Annotated in this window: 13 protein-coding genes; all 13 read right to left on the bottom strand. The window is 58.5% G+C overall.

The annotated features are described in order from the left end of the window. Positions 1 to 63: 63 nt before the first annotated feature. The 13 genes from B1C80_RS12455 to B1C80_RS12395 all read right to left on the bottom strand — a co-directional run bounded on the left by B1C80_RS12455 (position 64) and on the right by B1C80_RS12395 (position 16,824). On the bottom strand, positions 64 to 1,119 hold the full coding sequence (locus tag B1C80_RS12455) for an SDR family oxidoreductase (protein ID WP_077921419.1): 1,056 nt from the start codon (positions 1,117 to 1,119) through the stop codon (positions 64 to 66). Between the two features lie 82 nt (positions 1,120 to 1,201). Next, complete coding sequence (locus tag B1C80_RS12450; RefSeq protein WP_077921418.1) at positions 1,202 to 2,194, bottom strand: alpha/beta fold hydrolase; 993 nt, start codon at positions 2,192 to 2,194, stop codon at positions 1,202 to 1,204. Positions 2,195 to 2,418: 224 nt separating this feature from the next. Continuing rightward, a complete protein-coding gene (locus B1C80_RS12445; RefSeq protein ID WP_077921417.1) occupies positions 2,419 to 2,679 on the bottom strand; it encodes a hypothetical protein in 261 nt (86 codons plus the stop codon). Positions 2,680 to 2,748: 69 nt separating this feature from the next. Further along, positions 2,749 to 3,411 (bottom strand): arginine-tRNA-protein transferase, encoded by a 663-nt coding sequence (locus B1C80_RS12440; RefSeq protein ID WP_077921416.1) that lies wholly within the window; start codon positions 3,409 to 3,411, stop codon positions 2,749 to 2,751. Positions 3,412 to 3,582: 171 nt separating this feature from the next. Further along, a complete protein-coding gene (locus tag B1C80_RS12435) occupies positions 3,583 to 4,926 on the bottom strand; it encodes a Gfo/Idh/MocA family protein (protein WP_077921415.1) in 1,344 nt (447 codons plus the stop codon). 105 nt (positions 4,927 to 5,031) lie between these two features. Next, positions 5,032 to 6,681, bottom strand: coding sequence for a RagB/SusD family nutrient uptake outer membrane protein (locus tag B1C80_RS12430; RefSeq protein WP_077921414.1), 1,650 nt, complete (start codon positions 6,679 to 6,681; stop codon positions 5,032 to 5,034). A gap of 25 nt (positions 6,682 to 6,706) precedes the next feature. Continuing rightward, a complete protein-coding gene (locus B1C80_RS12425; RefSeq protein WP_236648742.1) occupies positions 6,707 to 9,985 on the bottom strand; it encodes a TonB-dependent receptor in 3,279 nt (1,092 codons plus the stop codon). Positions 9,986 to 10,227: 242 nt separating this feature from the next. Beyond that, positions 10,228 to 11,367 carry a FecR family protein gene (locus B1C80_RS12420; RefSeq protein ID WP_077921413.1) on the bottom strand — a complete coding sequence of 380 codons (1,140 nt, stop codon included), beginning with the start codon at positions 11,365 to 11,367 and terminating at the stop codon, positions 10,228 to 10,230. Between the two features lie 184 nt (positions 11,368 to 11,551). Beyond that, positions 11,552 to 12,166 carry an RNA polymerase sigma factor gene (locus B1C80_RS12415; protein ID WP_077921412.1) on the bottom strand — a complete coding sequence of 205 codons (615 nt, stop codon included), beginning with the start codon at positions 12,164 to 12,166 and terminating at the stop codon, positions 11,552 to 11,554. A 183-nt stretch (positions 12,167 to 12,349) separates the two neighbouring features. Next, the gene (locus B1C80_RS12410) at positions 12,350 to 13,261 is read right to left on the bottom strand and encodes a YihY/virulence factor BrkB family protein (RefSeq protein WP_077921411.1); all 912 of its coding nucleotides are present in this window, start codon (positions 13,259 to 13,261) and stop codon (positions 12,350 to 12,352) included. Between the two features lie 49 nt (positions 13,262 to 13,310). Beyond that, complete coding sequence (gene aac(3), locus B1C80_RS12405; RefSeq protein ID WP_077921410.1) at positions 13,311 to 14,150, bottom strand: aminoglycoside 3-N-acetyltransferase; 840 nt, start codon at positions 14,148 to 14,150, stop codon at positions 13,311 to 13,313. 252 nt (positions 14,151 to 14,402) lie between these two features. Then, entirely contained in the window at positions 14,403 to 15,464 is a 1,062-nt protein-coding gene (locus tag B1C80_RS12400) for an AI-2E family transporter (protein WP_077921409.1), read from the bottom strand. A 79-nt stretch (positions 15,465 to 15,543) separates the two neighbouring features. After that, complete coding sequence (locus B1C80_RS12395; protein ID WP_077921408.1) at positions 15,544 to 16,824, bottom strand: hemolysin family protein; 1,281 nt, start codon at positions 16,822 to 16,824, stop codon at positions 15,544 to 15,546. Between the last annotated feature and the right edge of the window lie 6 nt (positions 16,825 to 16,830).

Here is a 16,830-nt window from a genome sequence, read left to right as displayed (position 1 = left end):
GACGACGCCAGATCGAATCTGTAACGGTAGCCGGTTCGGTCGGTTCATGGCCCTGCCGCCGGTTTATAGCCCCGACGCATCGCGGCCCATTTCGTTGTTCTGCTCGGCGGCTTCGTTCGTAAGCTGGGTAATAAACGACTGCGACAGGGGTGTTTCGCTGTCGCGGCCGAAAGCGCGCTGCTCGCCAATGCCGCCGGGGCCGGGTAGCTGCCTGTTGACCAGGGCCATCGTTTCGCCAATAAAGCTCGGGGCAATACCTTCCAGCGCGGCTCCCAGTTTGGCCGGCAGCGTAATAATACGTTCAACCTCTCCGTAGCGGCAGGCGTCGATGATTTCGTGGGCGCAGTCGGTCGAGTCGATGGTAACGAACGGCAGCGAATCGCCAATCTTGAAGACGGTATATTCTTTTTCGTTCTGACCCTTGTAGATGGCGTTGCGCGGGCTGCCGGTCCGGATCAGGCCGGGACAGATGGTCGTCACCTGAATGTTATCCTTGAGCAGCTCGGCCCGCAGCCCTTCCGAGTAACCAACCAGCGCAAACTTGCTGGTCGAGTAGGGAGCCAGATGCGGTACGGCCACTTTGCCGCCAAACGACGCCACGTTGACGATACGCCCCCGGGTGTGCTCACTGGCTGATCGGGCCATCATGTGCGGCAGTACGGCATTGACCATATGAAAAGCAGCCCAGAAGTTGGTATCCATGGCCTGCCGGAAATCGGTTTCGGTAGCGTGTTCGTAAGGTGTTACGATGATCACCCCCGCGTTGTTGATCAGCACATCGACCGGGCCGAGCGCCTGCCGAACGTTTTCGACAAACCGCTCGATCTGGTTTTTGTTGGTGATGTCGCACACTTCGGCGTATACATCCACCTGATACTGGCTCAGCTCAGACTGGGCGCGGTCGAGATCGTCCTGATCGCGGGCGCAGAGGGCCAGGTTTGCTCCTTCCAGCGCCAGCAGCCGGGCCATCTCGAGCCCGAGCCCGCGCGAACCGCCGGTAATGATGATGGTTTTATCCCGAAAGTCGATCTTTCGTTTCTGCGCCAGATACGCTTTGGTAGCGGCCCAGGCTCCCAGGCCCGCCAGTGTCCAGCCGATGGTTTTTGTCAGAAGATTCATAGGGATTCATATCGTTGATAGACACTAAACCCCTGACAGAATAGAAGGTTGACGGAACCGATTGTATGGAAACCCGGCCGGGCTAGCGTCGCCCCAGAAACGCGCCGATTTCGGTGTTGATCCGGTCCGATTCGCAACCGGTAGCCAGGTGGCCACAGTCGCCGGTCAGTTCTACCAGAGGAACGTTGAGGGCGCGGGCCAGCTCGGTAGCCGTGCCGGGCGTGACCATGTGATCCTGGGTGGCCACGATGACCAGCAGCCGGGCCCTGATGAGTGCTTTCAGGTCGGCTGCGGTGCGCCCCCGGTAAATGTCCTGGCCGATCATGGCGCGCAGCTGCGACGCCCAGTCGTAGGGGTTTCGGCCGCTGTAGCCTTCTTCTTTTTTACGGGCAAAGTCGGGTTCGTCTTCGGCTTTGAGGGTGCGCAGGAAATGGCTGGGGGTCGTCAGGTTCAGTTCGTGCAGGTTACCGACGGTGCGCATGGCTTCGGCCGAGAAGTTACCCCGTTCCAGGATGGTGAGCTGGGTGCCCCAGAAGAGCCGGTCGTAGCTACTCTGCTTCGGCGTGCCGACAATAGGCACCACATGATCGACAAAATCAGGGTAGGAGACCAGCCACTCGAACGACTGCATGCCACCCATCGAAATACCCAGTACGGCGTACAGGTGCGGGAGTTTCAGCGTTTTGGTGACCAGCTCGTACTGCGACCGAACCATATCGCGGATGCTGAAGGCCGGGAACTGGGGCCCCGGCTGCGCGCTGCTGTTGGAGGGCGATGTAGAGACGCCATTGCCCAGCGCGTCGACTACAATGGTGAAGTATCTGGTGCTGTCGGCCGCATTGCCCGGACTGGCTATGAACGCTTTGGCTTCTGAGGTGCCACCGAACCAGGTCGGTACCAGGATGGCGTTGGAGCGGGTGGCGTTCAGTTTGCCGAAGGTTCGGTAGCCGACGCGGCAGTTCTGGATCACCTGGCCATTGTCGAGGGTAAAGTTGCCGAGGTCGGCAAAACGCTGCTGGCAGAAGACAGGTACAGCGAAAAGAATAGACAGGAGAAAAGTAAAAGGGGTACGCATACAGCGGCAGGAGTTGATCAACAACTAGCAAAGGGTACCCGCCCCGGTTCTTACTGGACTCGGTAGTGGATGGGGTGGGTGAGGGTTGCTGACGCGGGTGAGACGCAAGGGCCGGGCCGCCGTTGCGGTTGCGTCTCCTGATCCAATAAGCAGTTCGTCCGTTAGAAATATGGTTGCTGACGCGTAGGAGACGCAAGGGCCGGGCCGCCGTCGCGGTTGCGTCTCTACATGGATATGACCAGGTTGATGGGGGGGCGCCAGGCGCCGTTGCGCCACTCGAACTCGAAGGATTCGGGAGCGATCCCCCACATGGACCATTTGCCGGCGTTGATGGTCTGGCTGGTATTCTGCCGGTACTGACGGGCGGTGATGGGGGCGGAGTGGGCTTTCTGCTGCTCTGTGCCGCTGGCGGGTAAGCTGGCCAGGGCTTTGGCGTAGTCTTCCTGGTTGACGATGTATTCGGTGTGCGGATCCTGACGGGCCATGCTACTGTTTGTTTACAGCATAACAGCTGGGCGCGGTCGATGTTTTTGGAGGCAGCCCGTATCGCGCCATCATTCGTCCAGCATGGTAGCCGCCAGGGTGCTCATGGTCTCCCACGAAAAAGGCAGCCAGTTGCCGCTCAGCTGGTCGAAGAGTTCGGTAGCCGACTCGCAGGCGTATAGCTTATAATCGAATTTCGGGTAATGGCTCACCACGTAGCCGGGGTAATAGTAGACCTTCTGCTGTTGCTGCGCATACCTGATCTTTTGCAGCATCAGAAATTTGCCCAGGCTGTAGCGCCGGTAGTCGGGATGGTAGAAGTTCATAATGCCCGCTATGCTCCGGACCCCATCGTCGAAGATACCGGCGGCAATCAGGCGGGCTCCGTCCCGGACTTCTACCACGTAGCTGTCGAAGACGTTGTAGGCTGACCCGTCGAGCAGGCAGGCCTCTACCGACAGCGGAGCGTCGAACGTAATACTGTCCCGATACTCGGCGTAGAGCGTTTCCAGCTCATGGGTAAGCACAAACGGGCGGACATCGACCGAGAAGCGTGCGTTACTCTTCAGCAGCTGGCGCTGGCTTTTGCCGTAGGTGACCCGCGCCAGATCGAGCCGGAGCCAGTGAACGGGACAAAGCCGGTCTTCGAACAGGATGAACCGGCAGGTAAACACGTCCTGCTGCATCCGGAAATAACCTTCGCTCAGGTATAAGTCCAACTCTCTCCCTTTCATGGTCTGGTGCCTTTCGGGGCTGTGGGTATCGCCCGTTGGGCTAAATTACTGGATTTTCCGGTTGCCGCCCGTAAAAAAGCCCCAACAAAAACCCCCGCCGGCTCCGGAGCTGACGGGGGTACTCGTGTAGACCGCTGGTCTTTAATAGATAAGAGAAAGCGTGGGCTCAGGCTATACCCGCACCGCCCAGTCTTTGCTGTAGTCGCGCGACCAGAGCTTCATCGCTTCTTTGTCGTTCAGGATATGCCCGTTCGTGGGGTCGCAGTGGATCACCCGCCCCACGCGGTAGGCAATATTGCCCAGCTGGGGGAGCAGGGTCGACTTGTGGCCTTCGGCAATGGGGGCCTGCAGGCTGGCGTCGCCCCGGATCGTCTGTACGAAATTCTGCAGGTGGAGGGCGTCGAGCTGCTCCAGCGGGCTTACCGTGTTGGTCGCGTCGTAGGGTGTGCTGTCGGTCACGGTCTTAACCAGTTTGTTTTTCTGGTCGTAGATGCTGTAACTGTTGGCTCCCGGATAGACCAGCGTCCCTTTCTCGCCGTAGAATACCACGCCCCGCCCACTGCCTTCCGAGTCGTAGCCGTTGCAGCTGCGCCCTTCCCAGGTCATGGCGGTGTTGTTCGGAAACGTAAACGTAATGGTTTGTGTATCGGGGGTTTCCCAATCGTCGTTGAAAGCAAAGCGCCCGCCCGACGAAACGACCTGGCTGGGGTAGTCGACGCCCAGGCCCCAGCGCATGACATCGAGTTCGTGGGTGCCGTTGTTGAGGGCCTCGCCCGTACCCCAGTGCCAGAGCCAGTGCCAGTTGTAATGGATCAGGTTATCGCGGTAGGGGCGGTGGGGCGCCGGGCCCTGCCAGAGGTCGTAATGCAGATGGGCCGGAACTGCTACTTCTTTGCCTTTGCCGATGCTGGGGCGCCAGTTGGTATACCAGCCCCGCGCAAAATACACCCGGCCAATAACGCCCTCGTGCAGCTTTTTGACGGCATCCTGCACGTTGGAGAACGACCGGCGCTGGCTGCCCATCTGCACCAGCCGGTTGTACTTGCGGGCGGCTTCAACGGCCATTTCGCCTTCGTGCGGATTGTGGCTGCAGGGTTTTTCTACGTACACGTGTTTACCGGCCTGACAGCCCAGAATCGTTGCGGGCGCATGCCAGTGGTCGGGTGCGGCTACCACCAGGGCGTCGAAATCTTTCTGGTCGAGCAGTTTGCGGATATCCGTGAATCCTTTCGGTTTCCGACCGGTCTGGGTCTCGAGGCTGGCGCAGGTTTTGGTCAGTACCCGCTCGTCTACATCGCAGATATAAGCCACCTCCGTATTGGGAATGCGGGCAAAATGTTTGGCCAGAAAGGCGCCCCGGCTGTTGGTGCCCATAATGGCCACAACCACTTTATCATTAGGTTTGCCCCGGTAAAAACCACCCGCCGACAGCGAAGGCGATACGATCAGGCTGGTACCGGCTACCGATGCAGTACGCAGAAAATGGCGACGACTGAACTGTGCGCTCGTAGACATAGAGGTAAGAAGGAAAAAGATGCAGGATAAGCGAAAAGGGTGCCGCAACCGCCTGTCTACTCGACTACGGCCGCCCTTTCGCGATCAACGGGTGTGGATAGACGGTTAGTAGCCCTGGTTCTGATCGACCTTGGCCGCCAGGTTGGCATCGATAAATTTCTGCGGGATCGGGAAAAACGCGTGGTAGTCCTGGATGGTGCTGCCGCTGCGCGGGTTGTACCGGCGCACCCGTTCAACGAGCTTGCCCATTCGGTTGAGGGTGAGCCGCCGGAGTTCTTCCAGCATCAGCTCCCGCGCCCGTTCGTCGAGGAGGTAGTCGAGCGTCACCTCAGTGGCCGCTACAGGTTTGGCCTTGGCCCGGCTGCGTACCACGTTGATGTCGTCGGCGGCTTTCTGCAGGTCTCCCTTCATGAGGTAGGCTTCGGCCCGCAACAGGTAGGTTTCGGCCAGCCGCATCAGGTAAAACTCCTTGAAGGTGCGGCCGTAGGTAGCGCCGGCCAGTGGCTCGCCCTCAATTTTGCGGATGTAGGGATAGTACCAGTACATGGTGTCGAGGTCTTTGGCCGTTTTGGGATTAACGCGCTGGCCGAAATATTTCGACGACCTGTCGTTATAGTAAAAATCGCGCCGGATGTTGAAGCGGGAGTTCCGGATGTCGTTGGGGTCGGTCCAGATCAGGTGATTGAAATACGACGTGGGGCGGTACCAGCCTACGGGTCGGCCAAGGCTGTCGGCAACGGTCATCGCCGTTTTTCCGTCGGGGTCCTTGATGGCAAAATAGCGGGGTCCCCAGGCGCGCAGGGTGCCGTTTCCTCCGCCCGACTTGGGCAGGCCGCCCGGTGTCTGAAACTCGAACTGAAGCGCCCAGATGGTTTCTTTGTTGCCGGATGTGGTGCGGTTCTGGTTGTTGTCCTTGAACAGGTCGGAGAACACGTCGCCGGGCTGGGCAGTGTACTTGCCAAACCGGGTCGTCATCAGCTGGTACTGCGCATCCTGAATAACGGCCGACGCACTCGCAATCGCTTTGTCGTACTGCTTCTGGTTGTTATACACTTCGGCCAGCAGGTGGTCGGCGGCTGCCTTAACAACGCGGCCGTCCTGGGTGGTCGATTTAGGAAGCCACTGCGACGCAAACTCCAGATCTTTAGCCACGAAGGCCAGCACCTCTTCCCGCGTGGCCCGTACGAAATCGAGCTTGGGGCTGCTGGCAACCTTGTCAACGATGGGCACCCCGCCGTACAGATTGGCCAAGATGTTATAGGCATAAGCACGCAGGAACCGGGCTTCGCCCACGGCCGCATTTTTTTCAGCTTCGTCTTTCCAGACCGCAGCGGGCTTTTCGGCGTATTCGATCAGCGTATTGGCCCGTGGAATTACTTTTAGATAGGCCCATTCCCAGTGGTGGTTCACCTGCGAGGCAGAGGGGGTAACCCAGGTGCGGTAATCGACGTAGGTGTTGATGCCCGGATCGCCGGTCATGCCTACGTCGGTGCCGACCTGGAAATCCCAGACGTTGGCTCCGTACCCGTAATCGTCATTTTCAAAATAAGCACTCCGCAGTACGGCGTGGATCGAGGCTATGTAGGTATCGAAGCCCGACTTGTTCACCAGCACCACATCGGGGTTCAGGAAGGCCAGGGGGACTTCGTCCAGCACAGAATCCTTACAGGCATTGCCGGAAACGACCAGCATCAGGCCGAGCAGCACGCGCTTCAGAACGGTATATCGACCGGGTAATACAGTTGGTGTTTTCATAAGTAAAGCTTTTGAGGAGTGTCGACTAAAAACTCAGGTTTATCCCCGCCGTGAAGGAACGGGCCGTTGGGTAGCCCGCCCAGTTGTAGCCACTTTCGGGGTCCTGACCAACGTAATTTGTGAACGTATGCAGGTTTTTACCGCTCACGTAGGCCCGCAGCGAGTTGACCTTCAGCCGCGACAGCAGCGGTTTCGGGAAGTCGTAGGCCAGGCTCACGTCCTGAATCCGGACAAAATCACGGGAGGTATAATAGCCGTAGCCGAGCGGGTTAGTATAAACCAGCGACGGGCGCGTGGTCGATTTGTTTTCGGCCGTCCACCAGCCGGCGTCGAGCATGTTGACCGGGCGATTGGGGTAGTTATTGACCGGGTCGAGCAGGTAGAACGACTGCTGCCAGCCCTGCATGGCGTTTAGGAATACCGACAGCGACAGGTTGCCGTAACGCAGCGTATTGTTGACACCCCAGCGGTATTTGGGCTCCCGCTGGCTGATGATGGTGCGGTCGCTGGCGTCGAGTTTCCCGTCCTGGTTGAGGTCCTTGAAGCGCAGGAACCCTGGCTTGTAGCCCGGTGGCAGTTCGTCGCCTACCTGGTATACGCCGTCAAAAACGTAGTCGTAATTGATGTTGATTGGTTGACCAATAAACCAGCGGTTGCCCAGATCGTCGTCTTCGCGGCCGTCGTTGTTGAGGTCGCTGCCGTACAGATGGGTGATGCGGTTGCGGTTGGTAGAGAAATTCAGGTTGGTGGACCACTCGAACTTACCGCTGCGCACATTGCTGGTATTGAGAGTAAACTCGAAGCCGGTATTCCGGGTGGCCCCCAGGTTGGTCAGCACCTGCGCAAACCCCGTCGGACTGGGCAGTGCCCGGTTCAGCAGCAGGTCGCGGGTGTTCATGTGGTAATATTCGAGGGTACCGCCAATCCGGCCTTTCATCAGCTCAAAATCCACGGCGGCATTGCTGGAAACCGTTGTTTCCCACCGCAGGTCCTGGTTGGCCATGGTAGCCGTATACACCGCGTTGACCGTGGCGCCACCGTCGCCGTACACGTACTGGGTCGTTCCGGCCGTGCTGAGCGATCCGTAAGGGGCAATGGCCTGATTACCAACCGACCCAACCGAGAGCCGTAGTTTGAGCAGGTTGAACACCGGCAGTTTCTGCATAAACGGTTCATCCGACGCGATCCAGGCCAGCGCAGCCGACGGAAACGTGCCGTACTTGTGGCTGGCGCCGAATACGGAGCTGCCATCGCGCCGGGCGGTCAGGGTGAGCAGGTAGCGGTTCCGGAAGCGGTAGTTAAGCCGGGCCATGGACGAGACCCCGTCTACCTGCTGGGCGTTCGAGAAGGCTTGCTGTACCTGAGCCAGGTTCAGGTTGTTCCAGCTCAGCACATCGGTAAAGAAGTTGGAGCCGTTGGCATTAGTCGATTCCCAGTACCGCTGATTCCGGCCGTAGAGCAGCGTCAGGTCGAGGTCGTGATCCGGCGCCAGCTGGCGGCTGTAGGTGACGATGTTTTCCAGCACCCAGTCGAAATCTTCGCGATTGTACTTGGAGGCACTGCCGAGGTTGTTCAGCCCATTGCGCCGGTAGATGGGCGACGAGGTGTAGCGATGCTCCCAGCGGTAGTTCGGCGAATAGTTGACCCGGTAGGTCAGCCCTTTCACGAAGGGCACATCGACCGTGGCGTAGAAATTGGCGAACAGGTTGTGCTTGATCTCCTGGTCTTTGTCGAGCATGGGGTAGAAGATCGGGCTGCGCTGAATCTGGTCGTCAACGGGATAGGGGACCGGGTCCGTTTTGGCTTCGTCGAAATAGAGCTTGCCGAACGGGCTCAGCGTATAGCCCTGCCCCGTATCCGACTCTTTACCCGACAGGTCGCGCCGGGCGTACTGCGAGGTGACGCCCACCCGCAGCCAGTCGGTGATGTTGTTCTCCAGGTTGATCCGGAACGACGTGCGGTTGGCATTGTCGTTGAAAATCAGGCCTTTCTCGTATACCTGCGCTGTCGAGATAAAGTAGGAGGTGCGGCCCGTACGACCCGATACGCTGATGTCGTACGACTGAATCGACCCTTGCTGCGAAATTTCGTCCCAGGGGTCGATCGTGACGCCGTTGCGGAAGTTTTCGGCTTCGGTATTCTGGAGGTAGCTGGCCACCTGGGCGGGGTCGGCCGTTTGGCCGCTCTGCCGCCGGACATCGAGGGTTTTCTCGATGTATCGTTCAGGGCTGAGGAGTTTGATCCGGCGGCTCCAGTCCGACAGGCCCGCGTAGGCGTTGAAGCGGATGACCGGTTTTTCGGTCGTGCCTTTTTTGGACGTGATCAGAATAACCCCGTTGGCTGCGCGCGAGCCGTAGATGGCTGCCGACGATGCATCTTTCAGAATCTCCATCGTCTCGATGTCGTTCGGGTTGATGTCGGCCAGGTTACCGTTGTAGAAAACCCCGTCCAGGATGATCAGCGGGTCGTTATTGGCGGTAATGGAACGGGTGCCGCGTACGAGAATACTGCCGCCCTGTCCCGGCCGGCCATTGTCGGTGAACTGGACGCCCGCTACCCGGCCGCGCAGCGCCTGGGTCACGTTGGTGTTGGGCAGATTCTCGACCTGCTTCATATCGACCTTGGCCACCGAGCCCGTTACGTTCCGGCGCGACTGCGTACCGTAGCCAACGACCACCACTTCGTCGAGGGCGCGCGTGTCTGGTTTCAGCGTCACGTTAACCGCCGACTGATTGCCCACGGCTACTTCCTGGGATAAAAAACCGACGAACGAAAAAACCAGCACGGCCTCGGTGGCATCGTCGGGAATAGACAGGCGGTAGTTGCCGGCTACGTCGGTGGTGGTGCCGCGCTGCGATCCTTTCAGCACGACGCTTACGCCGGGCAGTCCTTCGCCCTTTTCGTCGATAACGGCGCCGGTGAGGGTGCGTTCGGCAACTTGTTCCGGATTGTCGGTCGGCTGGGGGGCTTTGAACCCAGTACCCTCGCTCCGGCGAAGCATGATCAGCTTTTTAGCCACCTCGTACTCGATCTGGAGCGGTTTCAGCACCCGGTTCAGCACCGTGGCCAGGGCTTCGTTGCTGGCCGAAATAGATACTTTCCGGCTGGTCTGGATCAGCCGTGAACTGAACACAAACCGGGCGTCGCTCTGCTTTTCTATCTCGTGTAATACCGTGCGGACATCTTTTTCCTGCACCTGTAACGTAATGCGCTGATCCAGAATGGCCTGTGCGAAGCCGTCGTTCGCAAAACTCGCGCCGACGAACAGCATGGCCAGTATTAATTGTGTACAGGTAACTTGCATAACCCTACGCAGTACTGTTTTAGGTTGTACCCGTTTTTGCATACTTTTGGTCAGTTTTGTTGGTTTAAGAATGGACAAAACAATCCCCGTTATCCCGCTTGGGATAGGCTCAGGTTCCAGCTTGGCATGGGGAGTACTCAGGTCGGCAATGTTCCAGCATTGCCGACTTTTTCGTTCTTGTGGGATGTACGTTTACGTCATAGAGCCGGGTTTAGGGGTTAGCATCACGTTTGTAAAGTCGGCTAGGGTTTGCAGCCCCGGCTGTTGATGACAATCTGGCCGTCGATCAGCTCGTACCTGGCTTCGATAACCCGGCAGATCACATCCAGCTTTTCGAACAGGGGCTGGTCGGCCAGTTCGGCCGTAAGGGGGCAGTTGGCCAGCAGCTCTTCGTCATAAACGATGTCTACGCCATAGGCCCGTTCGAGGGTAGCAAACACCGTCGGCAGCGGGGTATCGTCAAAGCCGAAGCGCTGGGCCGGGCCTGCAACGACCTGCGGATCCGCTACCAGCGATTTCGACAGCCGTACTTCGCTGCGTTCGAAGACAATTTTCTGGTTGGGTGTCAGCACTACTCCGTCCAGTTCGCGGTCGCTCATTTTTCGACTCGCCTGCGGGTCTGTCTGGGCAAACACCGCTACCCGGCCCGTTTTTACCTCCACAATAACCTCCGGATCTTTGGGATACGCGCGGATCAGGAAGCTGGTGCCCAGGACTTTGGTAACCAGGCCGTTGGCGTAGATGAGAAAAGGCCTGGCGGGGTTTTTAGTCACTTCGAAGAAAGCCTCACCCGACAGAAAGACTTCCCGGCTGCGGCTACGGAAACCGGGTACGTAGCTGATGCGGCTGCCGGCTTTAAGAATAACCAGCGAGCCGTCGGTCAGCTTCACCGGCATAACCTTACCGGTTCGGTTTACGGTTTCGGTCAACATGGGCTGGCGGGTGCCGGTCAGCTGGTCATAGCTGAAGTCGGGTCGCATCAGCGCACTCAGCCGGCTGGGTAGCTGAACCGTCCAGGCCCAGAGGCCAAGCCCGGCAATCAGGATCAGCGAAGCCGCCATCCGGAACCAGCTATGCTGGTAGAACGGCAGCCGGCGCACGGGCCCGTCGGCGTCGGGGATGAAGGGAGCCTGCTGTTTGCGGGCCTGGCCCAGCGTTCGCTGAACGGCATACCGAATCTCCTGATCGCTCAGCGGCAACTCCCGTAGCTGCAGGGACTGCACCATAGCCCGGGCCTCCGCAACGAGGGCTACCTTGTCGGGATGCTCGGCCAGCCACTGCTGCCAGCGGGCGTCTGTTTCGCGGGTGGGCAACAGCACCCACTGCCGGAAAGCCTGGTCCCAGACAAAGTCTTCAATACGGTACTGCAGGTATCGTTTCATAGCCGTTATGCTGCCTCTCAATAGCTGATAGACAGAAGTCCGCCCGGGATACCATTTTTTAATGCAATTTTTTTCTGGTTTTTTCTGATTCTGTCAGTAAGCCGCCCCAGACCAATGCCGCTGAAGGCTGTTTGTTGCAAACAGGTGGGATTCTACAGGCGGGCATGGCTGCCTAACCGCGGCTCTAAAACAAGTTGAAATGGACCACCAGCAGGGTTAGGAGTTCAATTTTCCAGTATTGCCGCAGGTGTTTGAGGGCCAGCTGAAGGAGATTCGACACCGTTTGGGGCGCAATGTCCATCACCTCGGCGATTTGTTCGCGCTCCATCTCCTGAAAGAACTTCAGGTAAACGACTTCTTTTTGCCGGCGGGGGAGGGTTTGCAACAGCTGCTGCATGTGCCGGGATCGGTGGAAGGTGGTTTCCTGGTCAATGAACTGCTCTTCGACCGAAAACTCGAAGTCGAAGAGCTGAGTTTTGTCGTCCGATAACTCGGTGGCAGGTGTCGCCCCGGGTAAATGCCGATGCATATACCGGCGTAGCGACGCCATCAGATACGGCTTCAGCATAACGTCGGTCCGGAGGGAGGCCCGGCGTTCCCAGAGGTACAGAAACAGATCCTGAATGCAGTCCTTGATAAACTCTTTATCTCGGGAGAAACGGGTGGCGTACCGGAATAGCGGCCGGTAGTACGTGGTCATCAACGCGTCGAACGCCGGTTCTTCACCCGCCAGAAAACGCGCCCAAAGTTGCTGCTCGGCTGAGCGGTCGGGTGATGACGATCCGTATGGCCCGGACATAGGCATAGAGTAAACGAGCGAAGAACTGATTGAAGCTTCAAAACAATAAGGTTTAAGTAAGAAATACTAGTATTATACCGACCTTATTTTGGCGCTCTGTCGGGAGGGCGATTTTCTCCGATCGATTTTCCAGATTGAGAGAATGACAGGCTATGTGGCCCGCTTCCGGCAAAGCCTGCCGGGTTAGCTGGCGGCAGGGGGCTTTTGATCAGTTACTTCGTTGATCTGGTAGGCCACCGAGTTCGCACCGGGTTCGGTGGCCAGTTCCTGCCACAGCGCATACTGGCGGGTAAAACTGGCCCCGTAATAAAAGATCAGCGAGCAGTAGAAAACGAAGAGCAGCACCAGGATCGTACTGCCTGCCGAGCCGTAAAAACTACGCACGGGACTGTTGATCAGCAGCCGGTCGAGAATAACCTCGCCGAGTTCAACGAGCAGGGCCGTTACCAGACCGCCCACCCAAACCGCCTGCCAGTGAATCCGAACGTCGGGCAGGTACTTGAAAACAAGCCCGAACCAGATGGTCAGCACCAGCACCGACAAACTCTGGTGGGCTAGCTGAGCCAGCCAGCTGTACGACGACGCATCGGCGCTGAGCGTCGATACCGCTTGGTGCAGACTCAGGGAGACTGTGAACAGAAAGCCGGAGAAAATAATGATGCCCAGCGCAACCAGCTTGGTCAGCAAACCCGGCCAGACCCGCCCCTGGGCAGTCGACTTGACATTCCAGAGTTGGTTGAGCGAGTTTTTAATGGTGGTAAACAGGGTAGTCGATGCCAGAAACAGCAGCACCAGACTCAAGGCGGTCAGCCATTCTGAGGAGCGCGGTTTCTGGAGACTACGTGATATGTCGCGCAGCTGACGGGCGCTGGAGGGGCCAAACAGATCGGCCAGTTCGCGAAACAACTGGCTGTTTACCCACCGCCGATCGCCCGTAAGCCAGTCTCCATACAACTGCGACAGAATGATGAGGATGGAAGGGAGGGCAAAGAAGGCGAAAAAGGCCGTAGCAGCGGCCATGCGGATAGGATCGTTCGCACTCAGGTTGATGAATGCCCGGGCCAGGAGTTGAAGAATCGGCACGATTTTGCGCACACCTATAGAAGGACATTGTATCAGCCTAACTGCAAAAAACGGCTTGTGGTTATGGATCCGTCTGGCCGAAACGCCGTTCCAGCCAGTCGACACCGAAGGCAACCAGCGCGGCAGCGGGTAGCAGCACCGACGGCGCATCGCCAATCAACCCCTGCCGGCCTCCTTGCTGGTGCAAAAACGCATCGGCGATGGTCTTGAAATAGTCCGGGTCGAGCCCTTCAACGACCGGGTCTTTCGTGTCGAACTCTTCGATCATCTGCCAGTCGACGCGGTCGTCGATCAGGATAGGGACCTCCAGCCTGGCTATCCGTTTGCCGGGTATCCGGGCCAGATGCTCGGCATGATGCAGCAGGCTTATGGTATCCAGCGGGGCGCCTATGGTGAGCACCAAGCCGCCGGCCAGCACGAGTTTCTCGAAGGGAGAGCCCGGCCCATATCCATACTGGAGCGGATGGTCGGCGGTAAACCAGGCCGCCCGACCGCCGATAGCCGCTACCGACGCACCGGGGTTCTGGCTTCGGAGCGCTCCCGGGGTCGTGCGGACAAACTCGGCAAACGCGCCGTGGTCGCGGCTGGCTCTGGACCCGAGTCGGTCAAAGGGCGGAATGTCGGCTTTGAGCGCGTCGGGAACGTGGCCCGTGTCCGTCACCGCATCCTCGTATTGCTGGTCCCAGTTCACGTAACAAAGCAGCGTACCGGCTGCCCCGACCGCATCCAGCAGCGCCCCGATTAGCGCGTCGGGCCCGTGCAGCATAGGCCCCACCGATCGGAGCCCGGCATGTACCATAACGGCATCGCCCGCCCGAACGCCAAGCGCTTCGATATGTTCGCGGAGTGCCCGGCGCGTCCAGTAGAGACAATCACCAACCAGTAGCGGGCTACGATTCATAGTTGACATAGGTAAGTGACTAACAGCGCTGCCGGCACGAAGCCAGGCCGGCACGTTCTATAACCCTGTAAACTTACTTGCCGATGCAGAATATACTGACAGTCGCTTATGCGCTGATTATCTGTACGGTACTGGTTTACTCTAACTCGAAAGGTACAAATGCGGTACAAATTTGCCCGGTTGTGATCGTATCTTCTGCCAAAAGACTATCTCGTATGAGTAGTGTACGACCGAAAGGGCGTTTGTCATGAGCTAATCCCCGCTACTGTCCCCCAGCATATCTTCCTGATAAATCGTTCTGACGAGTACCATGAGAATGGCCAGCAGGGGCGCGGCCATGATCAGGCCCAGCGTACCGGCAAACGCGCCCACTATGATCTGCACGAGCAGGAGCAGGGCGGGTGGAATGTCGTTGAGCCGCTTCTGGATCAGGGGCGTTACCAGATTGCTTTCCACGAATTGGATACCTACGTACAGTAGCAGAACGTTCAGCGCCTGCTGGGGGCCATCGAGTAGGGCAAACAGCAGGGCCGGGATCAGCGCCAGCACTGGACCCAGGTTAGGAATGAAGGTGATCAGGGCGGCAAATAAAGCCAGTATTCCCGCCAGCCGAACCCCCAGCAGCGAAAGGCCCAGCCAGCTTAGTAGCCCGACGATGGCCATGGAGATCAGGGTCCCGATCAGCCAGCCCAGCAACGACTCATCCAGCTGGGCCAGAATGTGCCGGGTGCGCTGCCGCCTGGCCGGGGGAATGAGGTTGACCAGCCCGTCGGTGTACAGCCGGGGCTCGGCAGCCAGGAACAGGGCCAGAAAGAAAATGACGTACAGGTCCGTAAACACACTGACCGTTCCCGAAACGGCGCCAAAGACCCGCCCGGCCAGTTGGCTGCCCCCGCCCCCTTTGAGCAGTTTCTCGGGCGACTCCGGAATCTGGCCAATCAGCTGTTTCCCCCAGCTCGTTTTCTCGATCTGCTGCTGCGCGTTTTTCAGCACGCCGGGCAACTCCTGCTGCAGTTGCTGGGTTTGTTCGCCGATGAGCGGAGCTACCAGGGCGCCAACGCCGGCCAGCGTTCCCAGCAATGTCAGCCCGACTACAATCAGGGCTATGCCTTCGCGCCAGCCGGTTTTTTGGCTTAGCCAGCGCGCTGCGGCCCGCAGGGGCAGCGCAATCAGAATGGCGCACAGGAGCAACAGGAGCACGTTGAATGACGCGCCCAATAACCAGGTCACCAGACCGAAGAAAAGCGCAATGCCGACGGCAATACAGACCCGCCGGGCAAACTCAACCCGGGATGACGTTGGATTCGTGTTCATGGGAGACGGTTTTTCGTAACGGAAAGATAGACGGGCGAAAGGTAGCCAATGGGAGCCGGTATTGATGAACCTGATGCCCTTATTCAAGTCGTCTGTGAACCCGGACCCGATCGATGCGTGCCCCATCCATCTGGTCTACAGTCAGCGTGAACTCATGCCAGCGAATGGATTCGCCGGGCTGGGGCAGGTGGCCCAGCCGGTCCAGGATCAACCCGGCAACGGTGTGAAACCGGTCGTCCTGGTCCAGTAGCTCTTCCCGGTCGAAGTAGTCCAGAAAATCAGGATACGGGTACTGCCCATCGATCAGGTAGCTGCCGTCGGGTTGCGGCTGCACATCGCCCCCGGCCTCCGACATAAACGTTACCTCGCCGACCAGTGCCGTTACAATATCGTCCAGCGAAAGCACCCCCTGAACGCCACCATATTCATCGGTAACCAGACCAAACGGGATTGCAGCTGCCTGAAACCGCTCGAACGCCTTATAGGCAGCGTTGTGTTCGGGCAGGAAAAGGGCGGGCTGGATGTGGCTTCGCAGATCGAACGACTGCCCATTGAGCAGGTCTTCGACCACATCGGTCAGCCGTACAACGCCCAGCGGTTTATCCAGGCTACCTTCGCAGACGGGATAGATGCGGTGCAGTTCACCCGCGATCCGCTTTCTGACCTGGGACGCCGACAGATTGACATCCAGCCAGGTGACCTCGCTGCGGTGAGTCATCAGCGACCGCACGTTGCGGTCGCCGAGCCGGAATACACGATCTACCAGTTCCTGTTCAACGAGCTGCACCTCACCCCCTTCGGTGCCCTCCTGAATAATGGCTTTTATTTCTTCCTCGGTAACGGCGCTGTCCGTGGAAGGCCGGATACCCAGTACCTTCAGCAAACCTTCGGTGGTGATTGTCAGGAGCCATACGAAGGGCGAAACCACCCGGGAGAGAATGGACATGGGGCCGGCTACCAGCTGCGCAATGGCTTCCGGTTTATTGAGGCCGATCCGTTTGGGAACCAGTTCGCCCAGTACCAGCGACAGAAACGTGATGAACAGAAGTACCCCGCCCACCGCCAGCGGACGAGCCACCGACGTCAACAGGGGGATCTGCCTGAGCGTCATCTCCAGCGAGGTAGTCAGCGTATCGCCACTGAAAATACCCAGTAGAATGCCGATCAGGGTGATGCCAATCTGCACCGTCGAGAGAAACCGATTGGGCGATTCTGCCAGGTCCAGCGCCCGCCGGGCGGTAGCGCTACCCCGCTTGGCCAGCCCTTCCAGACGGGCTTTCCGCGCCGATACGATCGCGATCTCCGACATGGAAAATAAACCGTTGAGCAGCGTCAGGGCAATAATGATGACAATTTCCATGGGGTC

The organism is Spirosoma sp. 209, from assembly GCF_002006735.1.
Taxonomy (GTDB): domain Bacteria; phylum Bacteroidota; class Bacteroidia; order Cytophagales; family Spirosomataceae; genus Spirosoma; species Spirosoma sordidisoli.
The sequence above is the reverse complement of the archived record's forward strand: the minus strand, read 5'-3'. Positions and strand labels throughout refer to the sequence as shown.